At 65.4% G+C, this 18,607-nt stretch carries 12 protein-coding genes; 5 read left to right on the forward strand and 7 right to left on the reverse strand.

Features of this window, described 5'->3' with window-relative positions:
- Positions 1 to 362: 362 nt before the first annotated feature.
- Genes glgB through AC5RWO_RS20705 form a run of 3 tightly spaced genes read right to left on the reverse strand, consistent with a single transcriptional unit; the run spans position 363 to position 8,040 of the window.
- Positions 363 to 4,178, reverse strand: a complete 3,816-nt coding sequence (glgB, locus tag AC5RWO_RS20695) for a 1,4-alpha-glucan branching protein GlgB (RefSeq protein ID WP_498733719.1) — start codon at positions 4,176 to 4,178, stop codon at positions 363 to 365.
- Complete coding sequence (gene treS, locus AC5RWO_RS20700; protein ID WP_498733721.1) at positions 4,175 to 5,971, reverse strand: maltose alpha-D-glucosyltransferase; 1,797 nt, start codon at positions 5,969 to 5,971, stop codon at positions 4,175 to 4,177. Before treS ends, glgB begins: the two co-directional genes overlap by 4 nt.
- Complete coding sequence (locus AC5RWO_RS20705) at positions 5,971 to 8,040, reverse strand: alpha-1,4-glucan--maltose-1-phosphate maltosyltransferase (RefSeq protein WP_498733722.1); 2,070 nt, start codon at positions 8,038 to 8,040, stop codon at positions 5,971 to 5,973. Before AC5RWO_RS20705 ends, treS begins: the two co-directional genes overlap by 1 nt.
- 133 nt (positions 8,041 to 8,173) lie before the next feature.
- Here AC5RWO_RS20705 and glgP point away from each other — a divergent pair, with 133 nt between their 5' ends.
- Positions 8,174 to 10,801 carry an alpha-glucan family phosphorylase gene (glgP, locus tag AC5RWO_RS20710; RefSeq protein ID WP_498733724.1) on the forward strand — a complete coding sequence of 876 codons (2,628 nt, stop codon included), beginning with the start codon at positions 8,174 to 8,176 and terminating at the stop codon, positions 10,799 to 10,801.
- 20 nt (positions 10,802 to 10,821) lie between these two features.
- Here glgP and AC5RWO_RS20715 read toward each other — a convergent pair whose 3' ends face one another.
- The 3 genes from AC5RWO_RS20715 to AC5RWO_RS20725 are packed head-to-tail and all read right to left on the reverse strand — an operon-like array spanning position 10,822 to position 13,263.
- The gene (locus AC5RWO_RS20715; RefSeq protein ID WP_498733791.1) at positions 10,822 to 11,130 is read right to left on the reverse strand and encodes a CDGSH iron-sulfur domain-containing protein; all 309 of its coding nucleotides are present in this window, start codon (positions 11,128 to 11,130) and stop codon (positions 10,822 to 10,824) included.
- On the reverse strand, positions 11,028 to 12,191 hold the full coding sequence (locus tag AC5RWO_RS20720) for a glycosyltransferase family 2 protein (protein ID WP_498733726.1): 1,164 nt from the start codon (positions 12,189 to 12,191) through the stop codon (positions 11,028 to 11,030). Before AC5RWO_RS20720 ends, AC5RWO_RS20715 begins: the two co-directional genes overlap by 103 nt.
- Positions 12,192 to 12,234: 43 nt before the next feature.
- The gene (locus AC5RWO_RS20725; protein ID WP_498733728.1) at positions 12,235 to 13,263 is read right to left on the reverse strand and encodes an iron-containing redox enzyme family protein; all 1,029 of its coding nucleotides are present in this window, start codon (positions 13,261 to 13,263) and stop codon (positions 12,235 to 12,237) included.
- A 97-nt stretch (positions 13,264 to 13,360) separates the two neighbouring features.
- Between AC5RWO_RS20725 and AC5RWO_RS20730 the strand changes: the two genes are divergently transcribed.
- The 4 genes from AC5RWO_RS20730 to AC5RWO_RS20745 are packed head-to-tail and all read left to right on the forward strand — an operon-like array spanning position 13,361 to position 16,456.
- The gene (locus AC5RWO_RS20730; protein ID WP_498733730.1) at positions 13,361 to 14,437 is read left to right on the forward strand and encodes a YihY/virulence factor BrkB family protein; all 1,077 of its coding nucleotides are present in this window, start codon (positions 13,361 to 13,363) and stop codon (positions 14,435 to 14,437) included.
- 47 nt (positions 14,438 to 14,484) lie between these two features.
- Positions 14,485 to 15,408: a F0F1 ATP synthase subunit B family protein gene (locus AC5RWO_RS20735; RefSeq protein ID WP_498733732.1), complete on the forward strand. Its 924-nt coding sequence runs from the start codon at positions 14,485 to 14,487 to the stop codon at positions 15,406 to 15,408.
- The gene (locus AC5RWO_RS20740; RefSeq protein ID WP_498733734.1) at positions 15,405 to 15,848 is read left to right on the forward strand and encodes a phage holin family protein; all 444 of its coding nucleotides are present in this window, start codon (positions 15,405 to 15,407) and stop codon (positions 15,846 to 15,848) included. The genes AC5RWO_RS20735 and AC5RWO_RS20740 overlap by 4 nt, the downstream gene beginning before the upstream one ends.
- Complete coding sequence (locus tag AC5RWO_RS20745; RefSeq protein ID WP_498733736.1) at positions 15,845 to 16,456, forward strand: DUF3618 domain-containing protein; 612 nt, start codon at positions 15,845 to 15,847, stop codon at positions 16,454 to 16,456. Before AC5RWO_RS20740 ends, AC5RWO_RS20745 begins: the two co-directional genes overlap by 4 nt.
- 110 nt (positions 16,457 to 16,566) lie before the next feature.
- Here AC5RWO_RS20745 and glgX read toward each other — a convergent pair whose 3' ends face one another.
- On the reverse strand, positions 16,567 to 18,576 hold the full coding sequence (glgX, locus tag AC5RWO_RS20750; protein WP_498733793.1) for a glycogen debranching protein GlgX: 2,010 nt from the start codon (positions 18,574 to 18,576) through the stop codon (positions 16,567 to 16,569).
- Positions 18,577 to 18,607: the final 31 nt, after the last annotated feature.

Below are 18,607 nucleotides of genomic sequence, written 5' to 3' on the forward strand. Positions count from 1 at the left end.
CACCACGGAGGCGGTGCCCCACGACAATAATTCAACCAATAAAATAATTGGTATCAACAAACTTGGCACACTATTGAGTTCTCAAACAACAGGAGCACCCGGCACCAGTCGGACCCTTCTTCAAGGCCCTCCATCGCTCCGGAGCAACTTTTCAAATTTACCCGCACTGCTGGTCCCTGTCAAATCAACCCGTTCCCGCACGCCTCTCAACGAGGTTTGACCTAAGCCTTGTGTGGTTTCGAGCTGTTCAACTGTTCCCTCAGCGCGGATATAAACTCTACTCCGGTTCGGCCCGAATGTAAATCCAAGGTTGCCTGCGAGCGAAGACCCGCGGAATTCCGGGGGTCTCCGCTGCGGCAGCTTTAGCTCGCCGGCTTCAGATACAGGACTCCCAGCGGAGGCACCGTCAGCACGGCGGAGGCCGGATGGCCATTCCAGGCGCCTTCGGCACCGGCGACAAGCCCCTTGTTCCCGACGCCTGATCCCCCGTACTCCGGGTCATCCGTGTTCAGTACTTCCTGCCAGTTACCGGCCCAGGGCAATCCGATTCGGAAATCGGTATGCGGGTGTCCGGCGAAATTCGCGATGCAGACCACCGGGTTGCCGTGGTTGTCCCACCGGATGAAGGAGAGTGTGTTGCGCGCCCCGTCGTTTTCGTCGATCCACTGGAAGCCAGCAGGTTCGTTGTCCCGTTCGTACAGGGCGGGGGTCTCACGGTAGAGCCCATTGAGGTTGCGAACCAGCTTCTGCAATCCCTTGTGCGGAACGTTTTCGGACAGCCACCAGTCGAGGCCGTGTTGCTCGGACCATTCAGATTCCTGCCCGAACTCCGTCCCCATGAAAATCAGCTGCTTGCCCGGATGCGCCCATTGGAAAGCAAGGTAAGCGCGCAGGTTTGCGAGCTGCTGCCACCTGTCCCCCGGCATCTTGCGGAGCATCGAGCCCTTCCCGTGCACAACCTCGTCATGGCTGATCGGGAGCAGGAAGTTTTCCGTGTAGGCGTAGACCATGGAGAACGTGGCCTTGTTGTGGTGGTGGACCCGGTTGATGGGGTCCTCCGAAATGTACTGGAGGGTGTCATGCATCCAGCCCATGTTCCACTTCAGCCCGAAGCCCAGTCCGCCGGCGCTGGTGGCCCTGGTGACGCCGTCGAACGCGGTGGATTCTTCCGCGATGGTGACAATGCCCGGCACCCGCTTGTACGCCGTGGCGTTGACTTCCTGCAGGAAGGAAATGGCTTCGAGGTTTTCGCGGCCGCCGTGGATGTTGGGGTACCACTCGCCTTCCTCACGCGAATAGTCGCGGTAGAGCATGGAGGCGACAGCATCCACGCGCAGCCCGTCGATGTGGAACTCCTCAAACCAGTAGAGGGCGTTGGCAACCAGGAAGTTGCGTACCTCGCGGCGACCGAAGTCGAAGATGAGCGTGCCCCAGTCGGGGTGCTCGCCCAACCGGGGATCTTCGTGTTCGTAAAGCGGCTGGCCGTCGAAGCGGGCCAAAGCCCACTCGTCCTTGGGGAAGTGCGCCGGCACCCAGTCCAGGATGATGCCGATGCCGGCCTGGTGCAGCTTGTCCACCAGGTATTTGAAGTCGTCCGGATGGCCAAACCGCGAGGTAGGCGCGTAGTAGGAGGTGACCTGGTAGCCCCAGGACCCGCCGAAGGGGTGCTCGGCCACGGGCATCAGCTCGACATGCGTGAAGCCCTGCCACTTGACGTACTCGACCAGCTGCTCGGCCAGCTGGCGGTAGTCCAGACCGACCCGCCAGGAACCCAGGTGCACCTCGTACACACTCATGGGCGAGTTGTGTGGATCGCGTGCAGCACGCCGGGCCAGCCACTCGCCGTCGGAAAAGTTGTACCGGGTATCCACGACACGTGAACCGGTCAGCGGCGGCACCTCGGTCCAGCGGGCCATGGGATCCGCTTTCTCATGCCAGTGCCCGTCGCGGCCCAGCAGCTCGTACTTGTAGATGGAGCCAGATGCGACGCCCGGGATGAAAATCTCCCAAACACCGGATCCGCCCATGGACCGCATGGCATGCCGGACAGCGTTCCAGCCATTGAAGTCACCCTTGACCCGCACGGCCTGGGCATTCGGCGCCCATACGGCAAAGCTGGTGCCGGTGACGTCGCCCAGTGTGGAATTGTAGTGGCGGACATGCGAGCCCAGAGCCGTCCACAGCGTTTCGTGCCGGCCCTCGCCGATCAGGTGCAGGTCGATTTCGCCCAGCGTTGGCAGGTAATGGTACGGATCGTCCACCAGGAGGGGGGCGCCGCCGTCGTACACCACCTCGAGACGGTAGTCCGGCACATGGCCCACACGTTCCGCGGGCAGGGTGGCAACCCAGACGCCTTCCTGCTCGTGCTGCATGGACACGCGTGTTGCCGCAGTGATGACGGTGACGGAGTCCGCTAGCGGCTGCAGCGAGCGGACCGTGACATGGCCGTGGTCATCCAGATGGGCGCCGAGGACGGCGTGCGGCTGGAAGTAACTGCCATGCGCGACGGCGGACAGCGTGTTCTGGTCGACCGGCACCGGATTGCCGGCGCTGGTCGCGGAGGTCGCCGACGTTTCGGCCCGCCCTTCGGCAAGCGTCGCCGCTGCGGGACCGACAGCTTGTGCCGTTTCCGAGGAGGATGCGTGGCCTGCAGCGGAACTGCTTGCAGCCGGTTCGCCGTCGCCCGCCGTAGAAGAGTTGGCGTTAGAAGAGTTGCCGGCAGAAGAGTTGGCAGTCTGCATCTGTTCCAGCGCGCGGCGAACGGCCTTGACAGGGACGCCGACCCAGCGCGGACGGTTCCGCTGTTCGTACACAACTTCGTAGAGCGCCTTGTCCAGCCACAAGCCTAGGAACAGCGGGGAGGTCGTGTCGATGCGGACCCCGGTCTCACGTTCATAGCCAGCGATGAACGCATCAGCGGCCGCGGCTGTCCAGCGGTCTGCAGCGGCTTCCACCTGTCCCGATTCATTGCCCTCGGCGGTGGTGACCGCGACGCCGCCCGCGTAGTCGAAGGACCGAAGCATGCCAACGACGTCGCGCAGGGCGACATCGTCCGTACCGCGGCTGCCCATGGGACGCAGCGGTTCGCCTTCAAAGTCCAGGACTACCCAGCCGCGTTCGACCGAGTGAAGGACCTGGCCCAGGTGATAGTCGCCGTGGATCCGCTGAAGCTCGGGGCGTTCCTCGAGGTTTTCCAGCCGGCGGAGCAGCTCATCCACCGTCCGGTCCAGCGGACCGACGGCGGATCCTGCTTGCGCCCAACCCCACCGGATCCGCTCGCGGAGTTCGGCTGCCAGCGCTGCGGCTTCCTCTTCAGTAGCCTCATGTGCGCCGAAACTCTTCCGCAGCTGGCTGTGGATCCGGCCCGTAACCTGCCCAAGTTCGCCGGCTTCCTTGGTGAAATCGGCGTCGTCCAAGGCCGCCGCCGAGGCGGTGCGCCAGGCGTCCTTGCTGTTCGCGATGTACTCGCGCAGCACGCTCAGATGCCCGGAGTCCCACAGCTTGTCCGCATTCGAATCCGTGTGCTGGCCCGGTGTGTGCCAGCCTCCGGTCACCCAGCCGTAGGTGGCGGGAACTTCGCTGGCGCCAAGCTCGCTCAACATCGCCCCGATTTCAACATCGGGATTGGCGCCGGCCTCCAAGACGCGGAAGAACTTCACGATGAGGGATGCACTGTCCGTTTCCACGACCACCGAGGTGTTGGACTGCTCGCCGGCGAGCACGGAGGCCTTCAGCGGCGCGTCGAACGGCGGCCAGTCGCCGAAGCCTGCGCCGGCGTGGCCACGGGTGCGGCCGTCCGCGGTCACGGATTCGCGCCGCATCAGTTCCAGCCAGGCGGCGACGAATACCGGGTCGTGGGTGCCGTCGTACAGCCAGCAGTTTTCCGTGCCCTGCCGTGGCTCGGCTCCGGTATGGCCGATCAGCGCCGCTTCGCCGCCCTCAAGCGGTTCGTGCCGGAAGCTGACCGGCACGTTGACGATGAAGACGTCCTGGTCGGTGTGGACCGCAACAATATGGACCTCCAGCGCGACGGCGTCTGCCGGATCCTGCAGGCGGATTCCGCCGAGCCGGCGCAGCACCGTTTCTTTGCCTTTGGCCGGGAACCATCGCTGCTGCGGCAACCAGTCGTGGAGCAGTTCAGGCAAGGACTGCGAAGCATTGGTAACGGTGTTTGTCATGGGCTCTCCACCTCAGAACGGGTGTTCACCGAAGTGAGCACGGGAAGGGCTTCGGTCAAAGGCGACGCCGGATTGGACCGGGCCGAACGCACACGCAGCCAGAAGAAATCGTGGCTGCCGAGCGTCAGGGTCAGCTGACCGGCGTCGTCAAGGGCAGGAAAGGGTAGTCCGCCGAACAAGTCGCGCAGACCCCGCCCCGCAAATTCCGGCATCCGCAAGGGCGCGGCCACCGGGTGTTGCGACAGATTAAAAATGCACAGCAGCGCTTCCGGTTCCGCCCCTTCGCGGTTGCCCGGCGGAATTTCGCGGATGAATGCCAGGACGGATTCGGCTTCTGTGGGCACGTTGCGGTAGCCGCCGAGCCCGAAGGCAGGATGGGCTTTGCGTACCGCGAGCATTTGGCGCACCCAGTGCAGCAGGGAGCTGCTGTGGGCAAGCTGCGCCTCGACGTTGACGTAGTTGTAGTTGTAGACCAGGGACTGCACCACCGGCAGATAAAGCTTGCCCGGGTCCGCCGTCGAGAATCCGGCATTTCGGTCCGGGTTCCACTGCATCGGCGTGCGCGAGGCATCGCGGTCTTCGAGCCAGATGTTGTCGCCCATGCCGATCTCGTCCCCGTAGTACAGGAACGGGCTGCCCGGCAGCGACAGCAGCAGCGCGTGGATCAGCTCGAGCTCGGCGCGGGAGTTATCCAGCAGCGGGGCCAGCCGGCGCCGGATGCCGATGTTGGCCCGCATCCGCGAGTCCGGCGCGTACCAGCCGAGCATGGCCTCGCGTTCTTCATTGGTCACCATTTCCAGCGTCAGCTCGTCATGGTTTCGCAGGAACGTGCCCCACTGTGCACCGGTGGGTATGTCCGGTGTCTCTTCCATGGTCTGGATGATGGGGGCGGCCTTCTGGTCGCGCAGGGCGTAGAACAGCCGCGGCATGATCGGGAAATGGAAGCACATGTGGCACTCCGGCACCAACCCGCCGTCGTCGGTCTTTTCGCCGAAGTACTCCACGACTTCATGGGGCATCTGGTTGGCTTCGGCGATGATCACCCGGCCGGGGTACTCCGAGTCCACCAGGGCGCGCAGGTCCTGCAGGAACTTGTGGGTTGCCGGCAGGTTTTCGCAGTTGGTCCCGTCCTCTTCGAACAGGTAGGGAATGGCGTCCGCGCGGAAACCGTCGATGCCCTGGTCCAGCCAAAACCTAACGACGTCGAAAACGGCCTCGATGACCTTGGGGTTCTCGTAGTTCAGGTCCGGCTGGTGGCTGAAGAACCGGTGCCAGAAGAATTGCCGGCGGATCGGGTCGAACGCCCAGTTGGATTCCTCGGTATCGACGAAGATGATGCGCGCATCCTGGTACTTCTCGTCCGTGTCGCTCCAGACATAGAAGTCCCCGTACGGCCCGTCGGGCTCCCGCCGCGACGCCTCGAACCACTGGTGTTGGTCCGAAGTGTGGTTCAGCGGCAGATCGATGATCACCCGGACGCCGCGGGCATGGGCCTCGGCCACCAGGCGTTTGAAGTCGCTGATGGTGCCGAATTCGTCGAGCACGTCGTAATAGTCGGCGATGTCGTAGCCGCCGTCGCGCAGGGGGGATTTGAAGAACGGCGGCACCCACAGGCAGTCGATCCCCAGCCACTGCAGGTAGTCCAGTTTGTCGATCAGTCCCACGAAGTCCCCCGACCCGTCCCCATTGGCATCTGCGAAACCGCGGACCAAGACCTCGTAAAAGACGGCCTTGCGATACCAATGGGGGTCATGCGCCAGTCCAGGCGCATGGAGTTGGAAGGGACTGGCCACTAGCTGCTCCTACGGATATGCAGGATATGCGCGGGCTCGAAATGCGCGTCCAGCCGCACATAGTTGTGCTCGCCCCACCGCCAGCTTTCCCCGCTGATCAGGTCGTCCACCCAGAAGGTGCCGTCCTCGTTCAGGTCCGCCGGGTCCAGGCCGAGTACGGCGAGGTCCAGGCTGACGGTGCATTCGCGGGCACTGTGCGGATCCACATTCACGACGACGATGATCGTGTCTTTCCCGGTGCCCTCGCTGCCGTCCGCGGCCGGCAGGTTTTCCTTGTGCTTGGAAAAGACCACGGTGGCGTCGTCCGTGCTCCGGTGGACGGTCAGGTTCTGCAGGTCCCGAAGCGCCGGGTGGGCGCGCCGGATGTGGTTAAGGCGCGTCAGGTACGGGGCCAGCGAGCGGCCTTCCGCTTCCGCACGGGCAAAGTCCCGCGCCTTGTACTCGTACTTCTCATTGTCGATGTATTCCTCGGCGCCGGGCCGGGCGACGTGTTCGTAGAGTTCGTAACCGGCGTAGACGCCCCAGAGCGGGCTTCCCATTGAGGCCAGCACGGCGCGGATCTTGAACGCCGCCGGGCCGCCGTACTGGAGGAACTCGGTCAGGATGTCCGGAGTATTGACGAAAAAGTTCGGCCGGAAGAAGGCCGCGGTTTCATGACTGACCTGGGTCAGGTACTCCTCGATCTCGGTCTTCTGGTTGCGCCAAGTGAAGTAGCTGTAGGACTGCTGGAACCCCGCACGGCCCAGCGCATGCATCATCGCCGGCACTGTGAATGCCTCAGCCAGGAAAACCACATCAGGATCGGTGGCGTTGACCTCGCCGATCAGCCATTCCCAGAACCAGACCGGCTTGGTGTGCGGATTGTCCACCCGGAAGATCTTCACCCCGTGGCTGACCCACAGCCGGACGATGCGCAGCACTTCTTCCGACAGGCCCTCGGGGTCGTTGTCGAAGTTCAGCGGGTAGATGTCCTGGTATTTCTTCGGCGGGTTCTCCGCGTAGGCAATGGTGCCGTCCACGCGGGTGGTGAACCACTCCGGGTGCTCCCTGGCCCAAGGATGGTCCGGCGAGCACTGCAGCGCCAGATCCAGGGCGACTTCCAGCCCCACGTCCGCGGCGGACTGGACGAAGCGGTCGAAGTCCTCGAACGTGCCCAGGTCAGGGTGGATGGCATCGTGGCCGCCCTCGGCGGCACCGATGGCCCACGGCGAGCCCGGATCATCCGGCCCGGCGGTGAGGGTGTTGTTGGGACCCTTGCGGTTCGTCACGCCGATAGGGTGGATCGGGGGCATGTAAATTATGTCGAATCCCATGTCGGCGACGGCTGGGAGCCGCTCTGCCGCCGTCGCAAAGTTCCCCGACGTCCATTTGTTGGCGGCCGGATCGAACACGGCGCCCTCGGAGCGGGGGAAGAACTCGTACCAAGCGCCGCGCCCGGCCAGGTCCCGCTCCACCAGGATGGGGTACCGCTGCGACTCGGTGACGAGGCTGCGGATGGGGTGGGTGCGTACCGCCGTAAGGACCTCGTCCGAGCCTCCCGCGGCCAGGCGGTCTTCGGCGGAGCGGCCCTCATCGGCGATGGCGCCGGCGGCCCGGCGCAGGACCTCGGCGTTCTCGGCCGGACGGCCGTCCTGTCCGGCAGCTTGGTTGAACAGGCGGATGCCTTCGGCCAGCATCAGGTCCACATCCACGCCGGCGGCGATCTTCACCTCGGCGTTGTGGTGCCAGGTGGCGTAAAGGTCGCCCCAGCCTTCAATGGTGAAGGTCCAGTTTCCCGGCGCCGTGGGCCGCAGAGTACCGGCCCAGCGGTCCGTTCCGCCGCCGAGCGGACGCAGGTGGGTCCGCTGCACGGCGTTGCCGTCCGGATCGTAAAGCACCGCGGTCACGCCGAGCCGGTCATGGCCCTCGCGGAAGACTGTGGCGGAGACTTCGATGTCCTCGCCGGGTACGGTTTTGGCGGGGAAACGCCCGCAATCCACCACCGGAGAGACCCCGGTGATGGGGATCCTGCCAAAGCGCAGGCGTGAGTTGGACGGTGCCGGACGCGGTTCCTCAGTGAATGTGCTCACAGACTAGACGTTAGCGACAAATGTGCCGGTTTGCTAAGGCTTCTGGACGAACTGGGTACAAATTCGGATCGTTACTCAAGCGTTTACGTATTTGAAACCGACATATGGTTACATCTGCGCTACCGTAGGCCGAGTGAAGGCAATCCGCAGATTTACGGTCCGCACTGTTCTCCCTGACAGCATCGCCGCCCTGGGCCGGCTGGCAGGCAACTTGCGCTGGTCCTGGCACCGACCCACCCAGCAGTTGTTCGAGCGCCTCGACCCGGCGCTGTGGGCCAAAAGCCACGACCCGGTGGCGCTGCTGGGCTCCTTTAACCGCGAGCAGCTCCAGGCGCTGGCGGCCGACGCCGCGCTGGTGGAGCAGGTCCAGGCGCTCAGCGCAGACCTGGACCGGTACCTGAGCGATGACCGCTGGTACCAGACCCTCGGCGAGGACGCGCCGTCGTCCATCGCGTACTTCTCCCCCGAATATGGCATCAGTTCGGTCCTGCCCCAGTACTCGGGCGGGCTCGGCATTCTCGCCGGGGACCATCTCAAGGCCGCCTCGGACCTGGGCGTGCCGCTGATCGGGGTCGGTCTGCTCTACGCCGCCGGCTATTTCAAGCAATCCCTCAGCCGCGACGGCTGGCAGCAGGAAACGTACCCGGTGCTGGATCCGGATGGGCTGCCGCTGACCCTCCTGCGCGAAGCCGACGGGACGCCGGCGCAGGTAGAACTGCCGCTGCCCAATGAGCGCCGCCTGCTGGCGCACATCTGGCGTGCCGACGTCGGACGCGTGCCGCTGCTGCTGCTCGATTCGAACGTGGCCGGCAATGACGAGGCCGCGCGTCATATTACGGACCGGCTCTACGGCGGCGGCGGCGACCACCGGCTCCAGCAGGAGCTGCTGCTGGGCATGGGCGGCGTGAAGGCCCTGCGCATCTACGAGCGGCTGACGGGCACACCCGCGCCGGAAGTTTTCCACACCAACGAAGGCCATGCCGGCTTCCTTGGCGTCGAGCGGATCCGCGAGCTGATGGACACCGGGCTGAACTGGCACGAGGCGCAGGCCGCGGGCCGCGCCAACACGGTCTTCACCACGCATACCCCCGTACCGGCCGGAATCGACAGGTTCGAGAAGCTGCAGGTCGAGCATTTCTTCCGCGCCGGCCTGGCCCCGAATGTGCCCATCGAAATGATCCTCGCCCTGGGCGCCGAAAATTACGACGGCGGGGATCCCACCAAATTCAATATGGCCGTCATGGGCCTGAGGCTGGCCCAGCGGGCCAATGGCGTGGCCAAGCTGCACGGCGTGGTCTCCCGCGGCATGTTCTCCGGACTCTTCCCGGGGTTCGACACGCAGGAAGTGCCCATCGCCTCCGTCACCAACGGCGTCCACGTGCCCACCTGGGTGGATGCCCGGATCGCCGCGCTGGCCAAGGCCAAGTTCGGCACCGAGTCCGTGGTGGCCCGGCAGTGGGACAAGGTCTACGACGTCGACGACGAGGAGATCTGGAACCTGCGCCGCGAGCTGCGCTCCACCCTGATCGACGACGTCCGGCGGCGGCTGCGCTCCTCCTGGAAAAAACGCGGCGCCACGGATGCCGAGCTGGCCTGGACCAAGAACGTGCTGGATCCGGATGTGCTGACCATCGGCTTTGCCCGCCGCGTCCCCACCTACAAGCGGCTGACCCTCATGTTGCGCGATCCGGCCCGGCTCAAGGCACTGCTGCTGCACAAGGAGCATCCCATCCAGCTGGTCATCGCCGGCAAGTCCCACCCCGCCGATGAGCAGGGCAAGCGGATGATCCAGGACCTGGTCCGTTTCACCGACGACCCCGCGATCCGGCACCGGATTGTCTTCCTGCCCAACTACGACATCGCCATGGCGCGCACGCTCTTCCCGGGCTGCGACGTCTGGCTGAACAACCCGCTGCGGCCGCTCGAGGCCTGCGGAACGTCGGGCATGAAGGCGGCTATCAACGGCGGGCTGAACCTGTCCGTACTGGATGGCTGGTGGGATGAAATGTACGACGGCGACAACGGCTGGGCGATTCCGACGGCTAATCCTTCCACGACGTCCGGAACGGATTCGGTGGTCAGCCCCGAGGAACGCGACGACATCGAGGCCGCCGCCCTGTACGACTTGCTGGAGAACCAGGTGGCCCCGCGCTTCTACGGGGAGGCTACCGAAGGCGCCACTGCCGCCGGGCCGTCCGCGCCAGTTGCACCGTCCGACCGGCTGCCGCACCAGTGGATTGCGATGATCCGGCATACCCTGGCCAACCTGGGGCCCGCTGTTTCGGCCGAGCGCATGGTGGAGGACTATGTCCGCCAGCTCTACACGCCCGCCTGCACCGCAGGCCGCGACGCCCGCGCCGCGGACTTCGCCGTCGCCCGGGATTTTGCGGGCTGGATCAGGCGGGTGCGCGCGGCCTGGCCCGACGTATCAGTGGAACATGTGGACTCGCTCGGTGTGTCCGACAATCCGCAGATCGGGGACCCGCTGCGGGTCAATGCCTATGTACGCCTGGGCAAGCTCAACCCTTCGGATGTCTGCGTCGAGGTAGCCCACGGCCAGGTTGGCGAGGGAGATGAGCTGGACCAGACGGGCTTCGATGCGCTCTCCTTTAAAGAGGACTTGGGCGAGGGCAGGTTCCTGTTCTGCGGGGAGGTCGTGATCGACCGCTCCGGTTCCTTTGGCTACACCGTACGGGTCCTGCCGCTGCATGACTCCATGGCGGCGAAAGCCGAGCTTGGGCTGGTGGCCAACGCGAATTAGGCGGCTGGCCGCAACGGGGCCTATGCCTCCGGGGAAGAAGACTGTCCCGCTGTGCCGACGGCGGTGGTGAAGCCGATCAGCTTATGGGTGCCGTCGCAGTAGGGCTTGATCGAAGACGCTCCGCAACGGCACAGCGCTACGGTCTTCCGGCGGCGCGGTACCGGTTCACCGTCCGGCGTCACGATTTCCACATCTCCGCGCAGCAGGAAGGGCCCGTCCGGGCACGCTACGAGGACGTTGTCCGGCTGTGCGGGGCTGCAAGGGCTTCCTGACGTGCCTGCATTTTCATCGGTGTCTGCTGTTTTGCAGGTTGGCTCGGTTGACTCGATCGGCTCGGCTGGCTGCATGGGAAGTTCCTTTCCTGGTCCCGGGGCGGGAGCGGTGATGGGATGTGCTGCGATCGTTGGGCGGCGTACTTCCGCCGCAGCTGGTAGCCGGGCGTGCCGGCCGTGGGCATCCGGTTGCCGGCGTATCTCACGCCACCGGCCAGTCGCTGGCCCAACGCCAGCCAGATGCAGACGGCGCGTTCGAGCAGCCAGCACGGTGTCCACAGCGCCGAGGTCGGCGGGAAGACAGCGCGCCCGTTTTTCCGCCGTCGTCCGGCTTCCGCCATGGCGACGGCGGCCGCCAGCAGCGGGATCCAGCGGGCCGGTCGGCGGGCCGCGAAGATCGTCAGCGGCAGCAGCAATAGTTCCACGGTCAGCCGGATTGGCTGGGCGAAGTCGTCGTAGGCCTGCCGGACCCGCTGTCCCCTGAAATGTGCGGCCGTTGCCGGGATCCGGCCGACAAAAAGATCGTCCGCCCGAAGTTCCCGTCCGCCGGCGGCCTTGACCGTGCGGATCAGCTCGAGGTTTTCGAACAATACGTCCCCGTCGTAACCGTCTGTAGCGTCCAGCGCGCTGCGGCGGACCCCCAGCGTACCGGGGAAGTCCGAGGCAACGGCGCGGTTGAGCAGCGTGCGGGCGGTGTCCCAGCGGGCATGCCAGGGCAGGGTCAGGAAGTAGTTTTGCGGCCGGACAACGTCTGCTCCCGCCAGCAGTGCCACCAACCGGCGGAGCGCGGGAAGGGTGTAGCGGACATCGTCGTCGGCCAGCACCAGGTACTCCTTCCTGCTGTGCCGCACCCCTGTCATGACGCCGGCGACCTTGCCGTTGCGTCCCGGCCAGGCTTCGGGCCTGCGGTGCTCCACCAACCCGGCCCACGCCGCTGCGTGCGCCTTGTAAAGTTCGGGGGCGGAGCCGTCCACTACGGTGATCCGGATCCAGCCCGAGAGCATGCGGAGGTACCCGGTCAGCTCATCGAGGCCCTCGTCCGAATACCAGCGCAGCGGCAGAATGTACTCAGCCTCAGGTAACTGCGCCTCCGTCCCGCTGCCCCCAGTCCCGGTCATGCCGACGCCCCGCCCGCCTGCCCACGGACAGGACCGCCGCCGCTCATGCCGCCAGGTCCAGCGGGATCCGCAGCGAGCTGCGCCCGGCCTGCCACGCCGACAGCTGGTGCGTTCCCACCAAAGCGTCCACGGCCAGCGCCGCTGCGGCCCCGAACAGGATGTCCGGCAGCAGCTCCGGTTCCGCTTCGGCGAGTCCGCCGGCCAGATCGCGCCCGGCGATCTGTTCGTGGACGGCGTCGGCCTCGACATGCTCGTCGAAGTAGCCGGTCACATCCTCGCCGTGGCCGTGGCGGCGGAAGCCCCGGCTATAGAACTTGTTCGGGATGGATGAGGTCATTTCGTACGCCGCCAAGTGCCCCACGATCGCCCCGCGCAGCCGCCGGTTCAGGCCGAAGAGCGACATCATGTTGACCGAAGCCAGCGTCACGGCGGGAATCAGGTCCACGTACGCGCCGTACTGATCGTCCAGCCCCAAGCCCCGCATGGACCGGGCGAAGAGGGTTGAATGCATCTTCTCCGGCCGGCCGCCGCCATACTCGTCCGCCTGGATTTCCACCAGGGCCGCCTTGGCCCGGCCGGTCAGCCGCGGGATCGCCCAGCTGTGCGGATCCGCTTCTTTGAGCTGGTACACGGACCGGTGGATCAGGAACTCCCGCAGTTGCTCCGGCGTCGCCTCCCTGGCGACGTATTTCGAAACGCTGGGGCCGTCGTCGTCCCCCGTGAGCTTGAACAGCGCCGCCGCCACGTCCGCGGCGACGGGTGGTGGCGCGTCGCGCATGTCAGTCATCCGGCGAAGGACGCCCTCGAAGCGGCGTTCCAGCTCCAGCCGGAACGCGGTCAGCTCCGGATGCCATTCCCATCGGTCGTCCACGCCTTCGATGCCGCCGTAGTGCAGCTCGTAAAGGCAGAAAAGCGCGAGCTGCAGGTCGTCGTCGTCCATGAGCTGCACACCGGCCGTCTGTTCCATGGCGGCGCCCAGCCTCGTCAGCTCGGGCACATGGTGTTGCGGTGCCGTGGCGAGGATGTCCATCAGGATCGAGCTCACCGGTCCGCGGGGCGTTGGCATTTTCATTATTTCTCCTGTTCCAAGGGAACCCCTTACTTCTAAGCATACTTACCAATACGATGGAATTTGTCCGACCATGTCGGGTTCTGCTCAGGAGGTGATCATGGCACACGATGAAACGGCGGCAAAGGGTTCAAATGCGCCATCGCCCGAGGACTCCCGTAAGCCCGATTCCCCCGGCGACCTCAAGAAGCCGTCATGGCTCTATGTCTTCCGTAAGGCCGTCCGTGAGTTCTCTGCGGACCAATGCACGGATCTCGCCGCTGCCTTGACCTACTACGCTGTGCTGTCCTTGTTCCCGGCCCTGCTGGCGCTGGTCTCACTGCTCGGCGTCTTCGGGCAGGGCGAGCAGACCACAACATTCATGACAGACGTGCTCGAGCGCTTGGCACCGGGGCAGGCGGCAGAAACCATGCGCCAGCCGATCGAGCAGCTGGCCAGTGCGCCCACTGCGGGGCTGGCTCTGATTGTCGGTGTCGCCGGCGCGCTGTGGTCGGCCTCCGGCTATGTGAACGCCTTCAGCCGCGCGATGAACCGGATCTATGAAATCGAGGAGGGCCGCCCGTTCTGGAAGCTGCGTCCGGTCATGCTGCTGATCACGCTTGTGGTGGTGGTGCTGGCTGCGCTGATGCTGCTCATCCTGATTCTCTCCGGGCCCGTTGCGGAAGCCATCGGCTCGGCCATCGGGCTGGGTCAGATTGCCCTGACGGTGTGGAACATCGCCAAGTGGCCGGTGCTGGCCGCCTTTGCCGTGCTGGTAGTAGCGCTACTCTATTACGCTACTCCCAACGTGAAGCAGCCGAAATTCCGCTGGATGAGCATGGGCGCATTCATCGCGCTGTTGGTGCTGGCCCTGGCCACGGCCGGCTTCGCCTTCTACGTAGCCAATTTTTCCAACTACAACCGGACCTACGGCGCTATCGGCGGCATGATCGTACTGCTGCTGTGGTTCTGGTTGGCCAATCTGTCCCTGTTGTTCGGCGCCGAGTTCGATGCAGAAACCGAACGCGGCCGCCAGCTGCAGGCCGGCATCGAGGCGGAGGAAACTATTCAGTTGCCGCCTCGTGATACCCGCAAGAGCGACAAGCAGCTCGAAAAAGAAAAGGAGGACATAGAGCGCGGCCGTTCTCTGCGCCGCAAGTACGCCCAGACCGAGGATGATTCCGGCGGCCCAGGCTAACCATCATCTGCTCCGCAGGAAGAAACCGACGAGGAAAAGGAATTGCGATGACTACGAATCCGAATACCGGCAATTACGACGACGGCATTCCCGGCTCCAACCAGCCCGGCGGCCCGGTCAGCCAGGATCCCTACGCCCCGGATCCCTATGCCACGCCGGCAGGCCAGCAGTCCAAGAGCGATACTGCCAAGGAAGAGGCCAGGGAAGTAGGCCGCGAGAGCAAGGCTGCCGGAGAGCACGTCAAGGAAACGGCCAAGGGCGAGGCGCAGCAGGTAGCGCACGAGGCCAAGGAGAAGGCCCGTGGCCTGATGACCGAGTTCGGCGACGATGTCAAAAGCCAGGCCAGCACCCAGCAGCAGCGCGTGGCATCGGGCCTGCGCTCCATCGGCGATGAGCTCCGGTCCATGTCCCAAAACTCCGAAGGTTCCGGCACGGCGACCAGTCTTGTGAGCCAGGCGGCCGACAAGGCGGGCTCCGTGGCGGGCTGGCTGGAGAACCGTGATCCGGGCTCGCTGCTCGACGAAGCCAAGCGCTTTGCGCGCCAACGTCCCGGCGCCTTCCTTGCGATCGCGGCCGGCGCAGGACTGCTCGCGGGACGCCTCACCCGCGGCCTCACCGCCGACAGCGGCGGATCCGGACAGATCGGACAAGGCGCAACACAGTACGGCGGCGCACACCGCGCGACGCCGGCAGTGTCCGACTATGACTACGACACGCAAAGCGCCGCGGGCTTCGCTGCCCCGGGTGCACAGACAGGCTCGGCACTCGGCGGCGCAGCCGGAGCCCCGGAAACCATCGGGTATCCCTCCGGCACCCCGACCGGTGCCACCGAGCGCCAGGAAACAAATTCCGGTCTCGGTGGAGCGGCTGGCACGCCGGAGACCATCAGCTACCCGGAGGAACCGCCGGCCGGCGGCCGGGGCACGGCCATTCCGGAGCGGGACCCGTATGAGGGCGGTGGGAGCCGATGACCGAGAACCGCGTTCCCGATCCGGGTCAGGTTCCGCCCACGCGCGCCGAAGTCAAGGCGGAGAACGAGTCGCTGGGCGATTTGCTCGGCGAAGTCAGCCGTGACATTTCGATACTGATGCGCCAGGAACTGGAACTGGCCAAGGCCGAACTCAAGGAATCCGGAACAAGGGCCGGCAAGGGCGTAGGGATGATGGTGGGTGCCGCGGTCGCGGGCCACTTCGTCCTGCTGTTCCTCTCCATCGGCCTTTGGGATGCCCTCGGCTCCCTCATCGGCTGGGGCTGGTCCGCGGTGATAGTCGCCGTCATATGGGCAATCATCGGCGCCATCCTCTTCGCCGTCGGCAAGAAGCAGATGAAGACCATCCAAGGGATGCCCCGCACGACGGAGTCCGTCAAGAAAATACCCGAAACTCTCAAGCCCAGTGAGGAAGCACGATGAGCCAGTCACCAGAAGAAATCCGAGCAGACATCGAACGTACCCGGGCACGGCTTGGCACGGATGTAGACGCCGTCGCAGAGAAGACCTCGCCCTCGAACATTGTGCACCGGCAGACGGACAAGGTGAAGGATTCCGTTGGCCGGGCCAAGGACAAGGTCATGGGCGCCAAGGACTCGGTCATGGGTGCCAAAGATGACGCGAGCGGCTCCGCCCGGTCCATGGCGCACGACGCCGGCGAGGCAGTCAGCGAAGCACCGCACCAGATTGCCCGCAAGACCGAGGGCAATCCGCTGGCCGCGGGCCTGATCGCCTTCGGCGCCGGTTGGCTGGTCTCCTCGCTGTTCCCCGCCAGCAAGGTAGAGCAGCAGGCGGCCGAAAAGGTGAAGGACCAGGCCCAGCCGTTGGTCGACGAGGTCAAGACTTCCGCCCAGCAGGTGGCGCAGGACATGAAGGAACCTGCCCGGGAAGCGGCCGAGGATCTGAAGACCTCGGCCAGGGAGTCGGCGGAGAACGTCAAGGCCGAAGGCCAGACGGCGGCGCAGGACGTCAAGGACCGGGCCGACACGGCACGCCAGCACGTCCAGGAGCCGCCGGCCGGCCGGGTCTAGGCCGGCTTTCAGGGGTATCCGCTCCGGATTGGTCCGCGACTGTAGCAGAGCGGGACCTGGCCAAGACGGGTAAGGGGAACGACGGCGGTGGTGCACACCGCCGTCGTTCTCTAATTTTCGCCCGGTAGCCAGGCGCGATAGACGCTGAGGGCATCCGCGCCGATGATCTCGCGTTCGCCGCTGCGCACTTTGGCGCCGCGGCGCTGGTCATCCAGCTTGGACGTGGTCAGGACCAGTTCAAACATCCGGTTGTTGCCGTCGAGGATGCCGAAATCCTTCAGGGCGCCGGCGCTGGGCATCGTGATCTTCCGCGGCTCGCACCGGCCGTTGATCACCACCAGCCCGTCGATGACGCCGTCCGGCGAGCCCATCAGCAGCTGGACGGTCCGGCTGCCGGGATCGGTCCACTGCTCCTGGGTCATGGGTTCGCCCGCTTCGTTGAACCACAGCAGATAGGAGCTCTGTTCCCGGGTGGGATAACTGCGCGGCTGGCTGGTCAGGAAGGACTGCCGGATCCGCAGCAGCCGCCGCGTGATCTTGAACATCTGTTCCTGGCGGTCGTCGAGCACCCAGTTGAGCCAGGACAGCTCATTGTCCTGACAGTAGGCGTTGTTGTTGCCGTGCTGGGTTTTGCCCAGTTCGTCCCCGGCGGTGATCATCGGGACGCCGAGCGAGAGCAGCAGAGTGGCCATCAGGTTCCGGGCGGAGCGGGCCCGCGCATCCAGGACGGCCGCGTCGCCCGTGGGACCTTCGACCCCGTGGTTGTAGCTGCGGTTGTGGTTGGTTCCGTCCCGGTTTTCTTCGCCGTTGTCCTCGTTGTGCTTGCGGTCGTACGATGTCAGGTCCGCCAGGGTGAAACCGTCATGGGCGGTGATGAAGTTGACCGACGCCAGCGAGCTGCGGCCGGAACCGGCGAAGACATCGGCCGAGCCGGCCAGACGGCTCGCCAGACGTGCCACCGATCCGCCCGGCATGCCCTGGCTGATGGCGTGCTGGTCCCCGAGCCAGAAGTCCCGGACGGTATCGCGGAAACGGTCATTCCAGTCCGCCCAGCCAGCAGGGAAATTACCGGTCTGCCAGCCGCCCGGCGCCACGTCCCATGGTTCGGAAATCAGTTTGACCCGGGACAGCGTGGGGTCTTCCGCCGTCGCACGCAGGAACGGATGGCGCGGATTGAAATGGCCGTCCGGGTCGCGGCAGAGCGAGACGGCCAGATCGAAACGGAAGCCATCGATATGGAATTCCTGGACCCAGTACCGCAGCGAGTCCAGTACCAGGGCCAGGACCTGCGGCTCGTTCAGGTCAAGGGTATTGCCGCAGCCGGTGGTGTCCAGATAGTTGCCGTGGCCGTCGTGGCGGTAGTAGACCTCGTCGCCCAGGCCGCGGAACGAGTAGGTCTGCTGGTGTTTGCCGCCCTCGGCGGTGTGGTTGTAGACCACGTCGAGAATGACTTCGAGCCCGGCTTCGTGCAGGCTCTTGACCATGGACTTGAACTCGTCCTGCACAGCCTTTGGCCCCGCGGCGCGGGCGGCCTTGGTGGCGTACTGGGCGTGCGGGGCGAAAAAGCCCAGCGTGTTGTAGCCCCAGTAGTTGGACAGGCCCAGCTCCTGCAGGTGCGGCTCGTCGATATGGAAATGCACCGGCAGCAGCTGGACGGAAGTAATGCCCAGGTTCTTGAAGTACGCGAGCATGACCGGGTGCGCCAGGCCCGCGTAGGTGCCGCGGAGCGCTTCGGGGATCTCCGGGTGCAGCTTGGTCTGGCCCTTCACATGGCATTCGTAGACCACCGTGTCACGCCACGGCACCTCCGGCGAAGTGTCGCCGGCCCAGTCGAACCCGGCCTCCACATGAATCGAACGGAAGATGCCGCCGTCGTCATCAATGGCACGGCCGTAAGGATCCAGCAGCAGCTGCCCCGCACCGCCGTCGGGCAGTGCTTTGCCGTGCGGCCACAACGCATAGCGGCCGCCGGGGAGCAGACCCCGGACGACCCCATGATGCACGCCATCGGTCAGCTCCGGCAGTAGCGCGGAAACCCACCGGCCGTCGGAGTCCTCGAAATGGATGTCCAGGGCGGAGACCGCCGGCGCGAACACCGCCACGTTGACCTCCCCGGCCACCAGCCCGGCAGCACCGGTGCTGACGCCCAGC

Source organism: Arthrobacter sp. B055-34 (genome assembly GCF_059090425.1).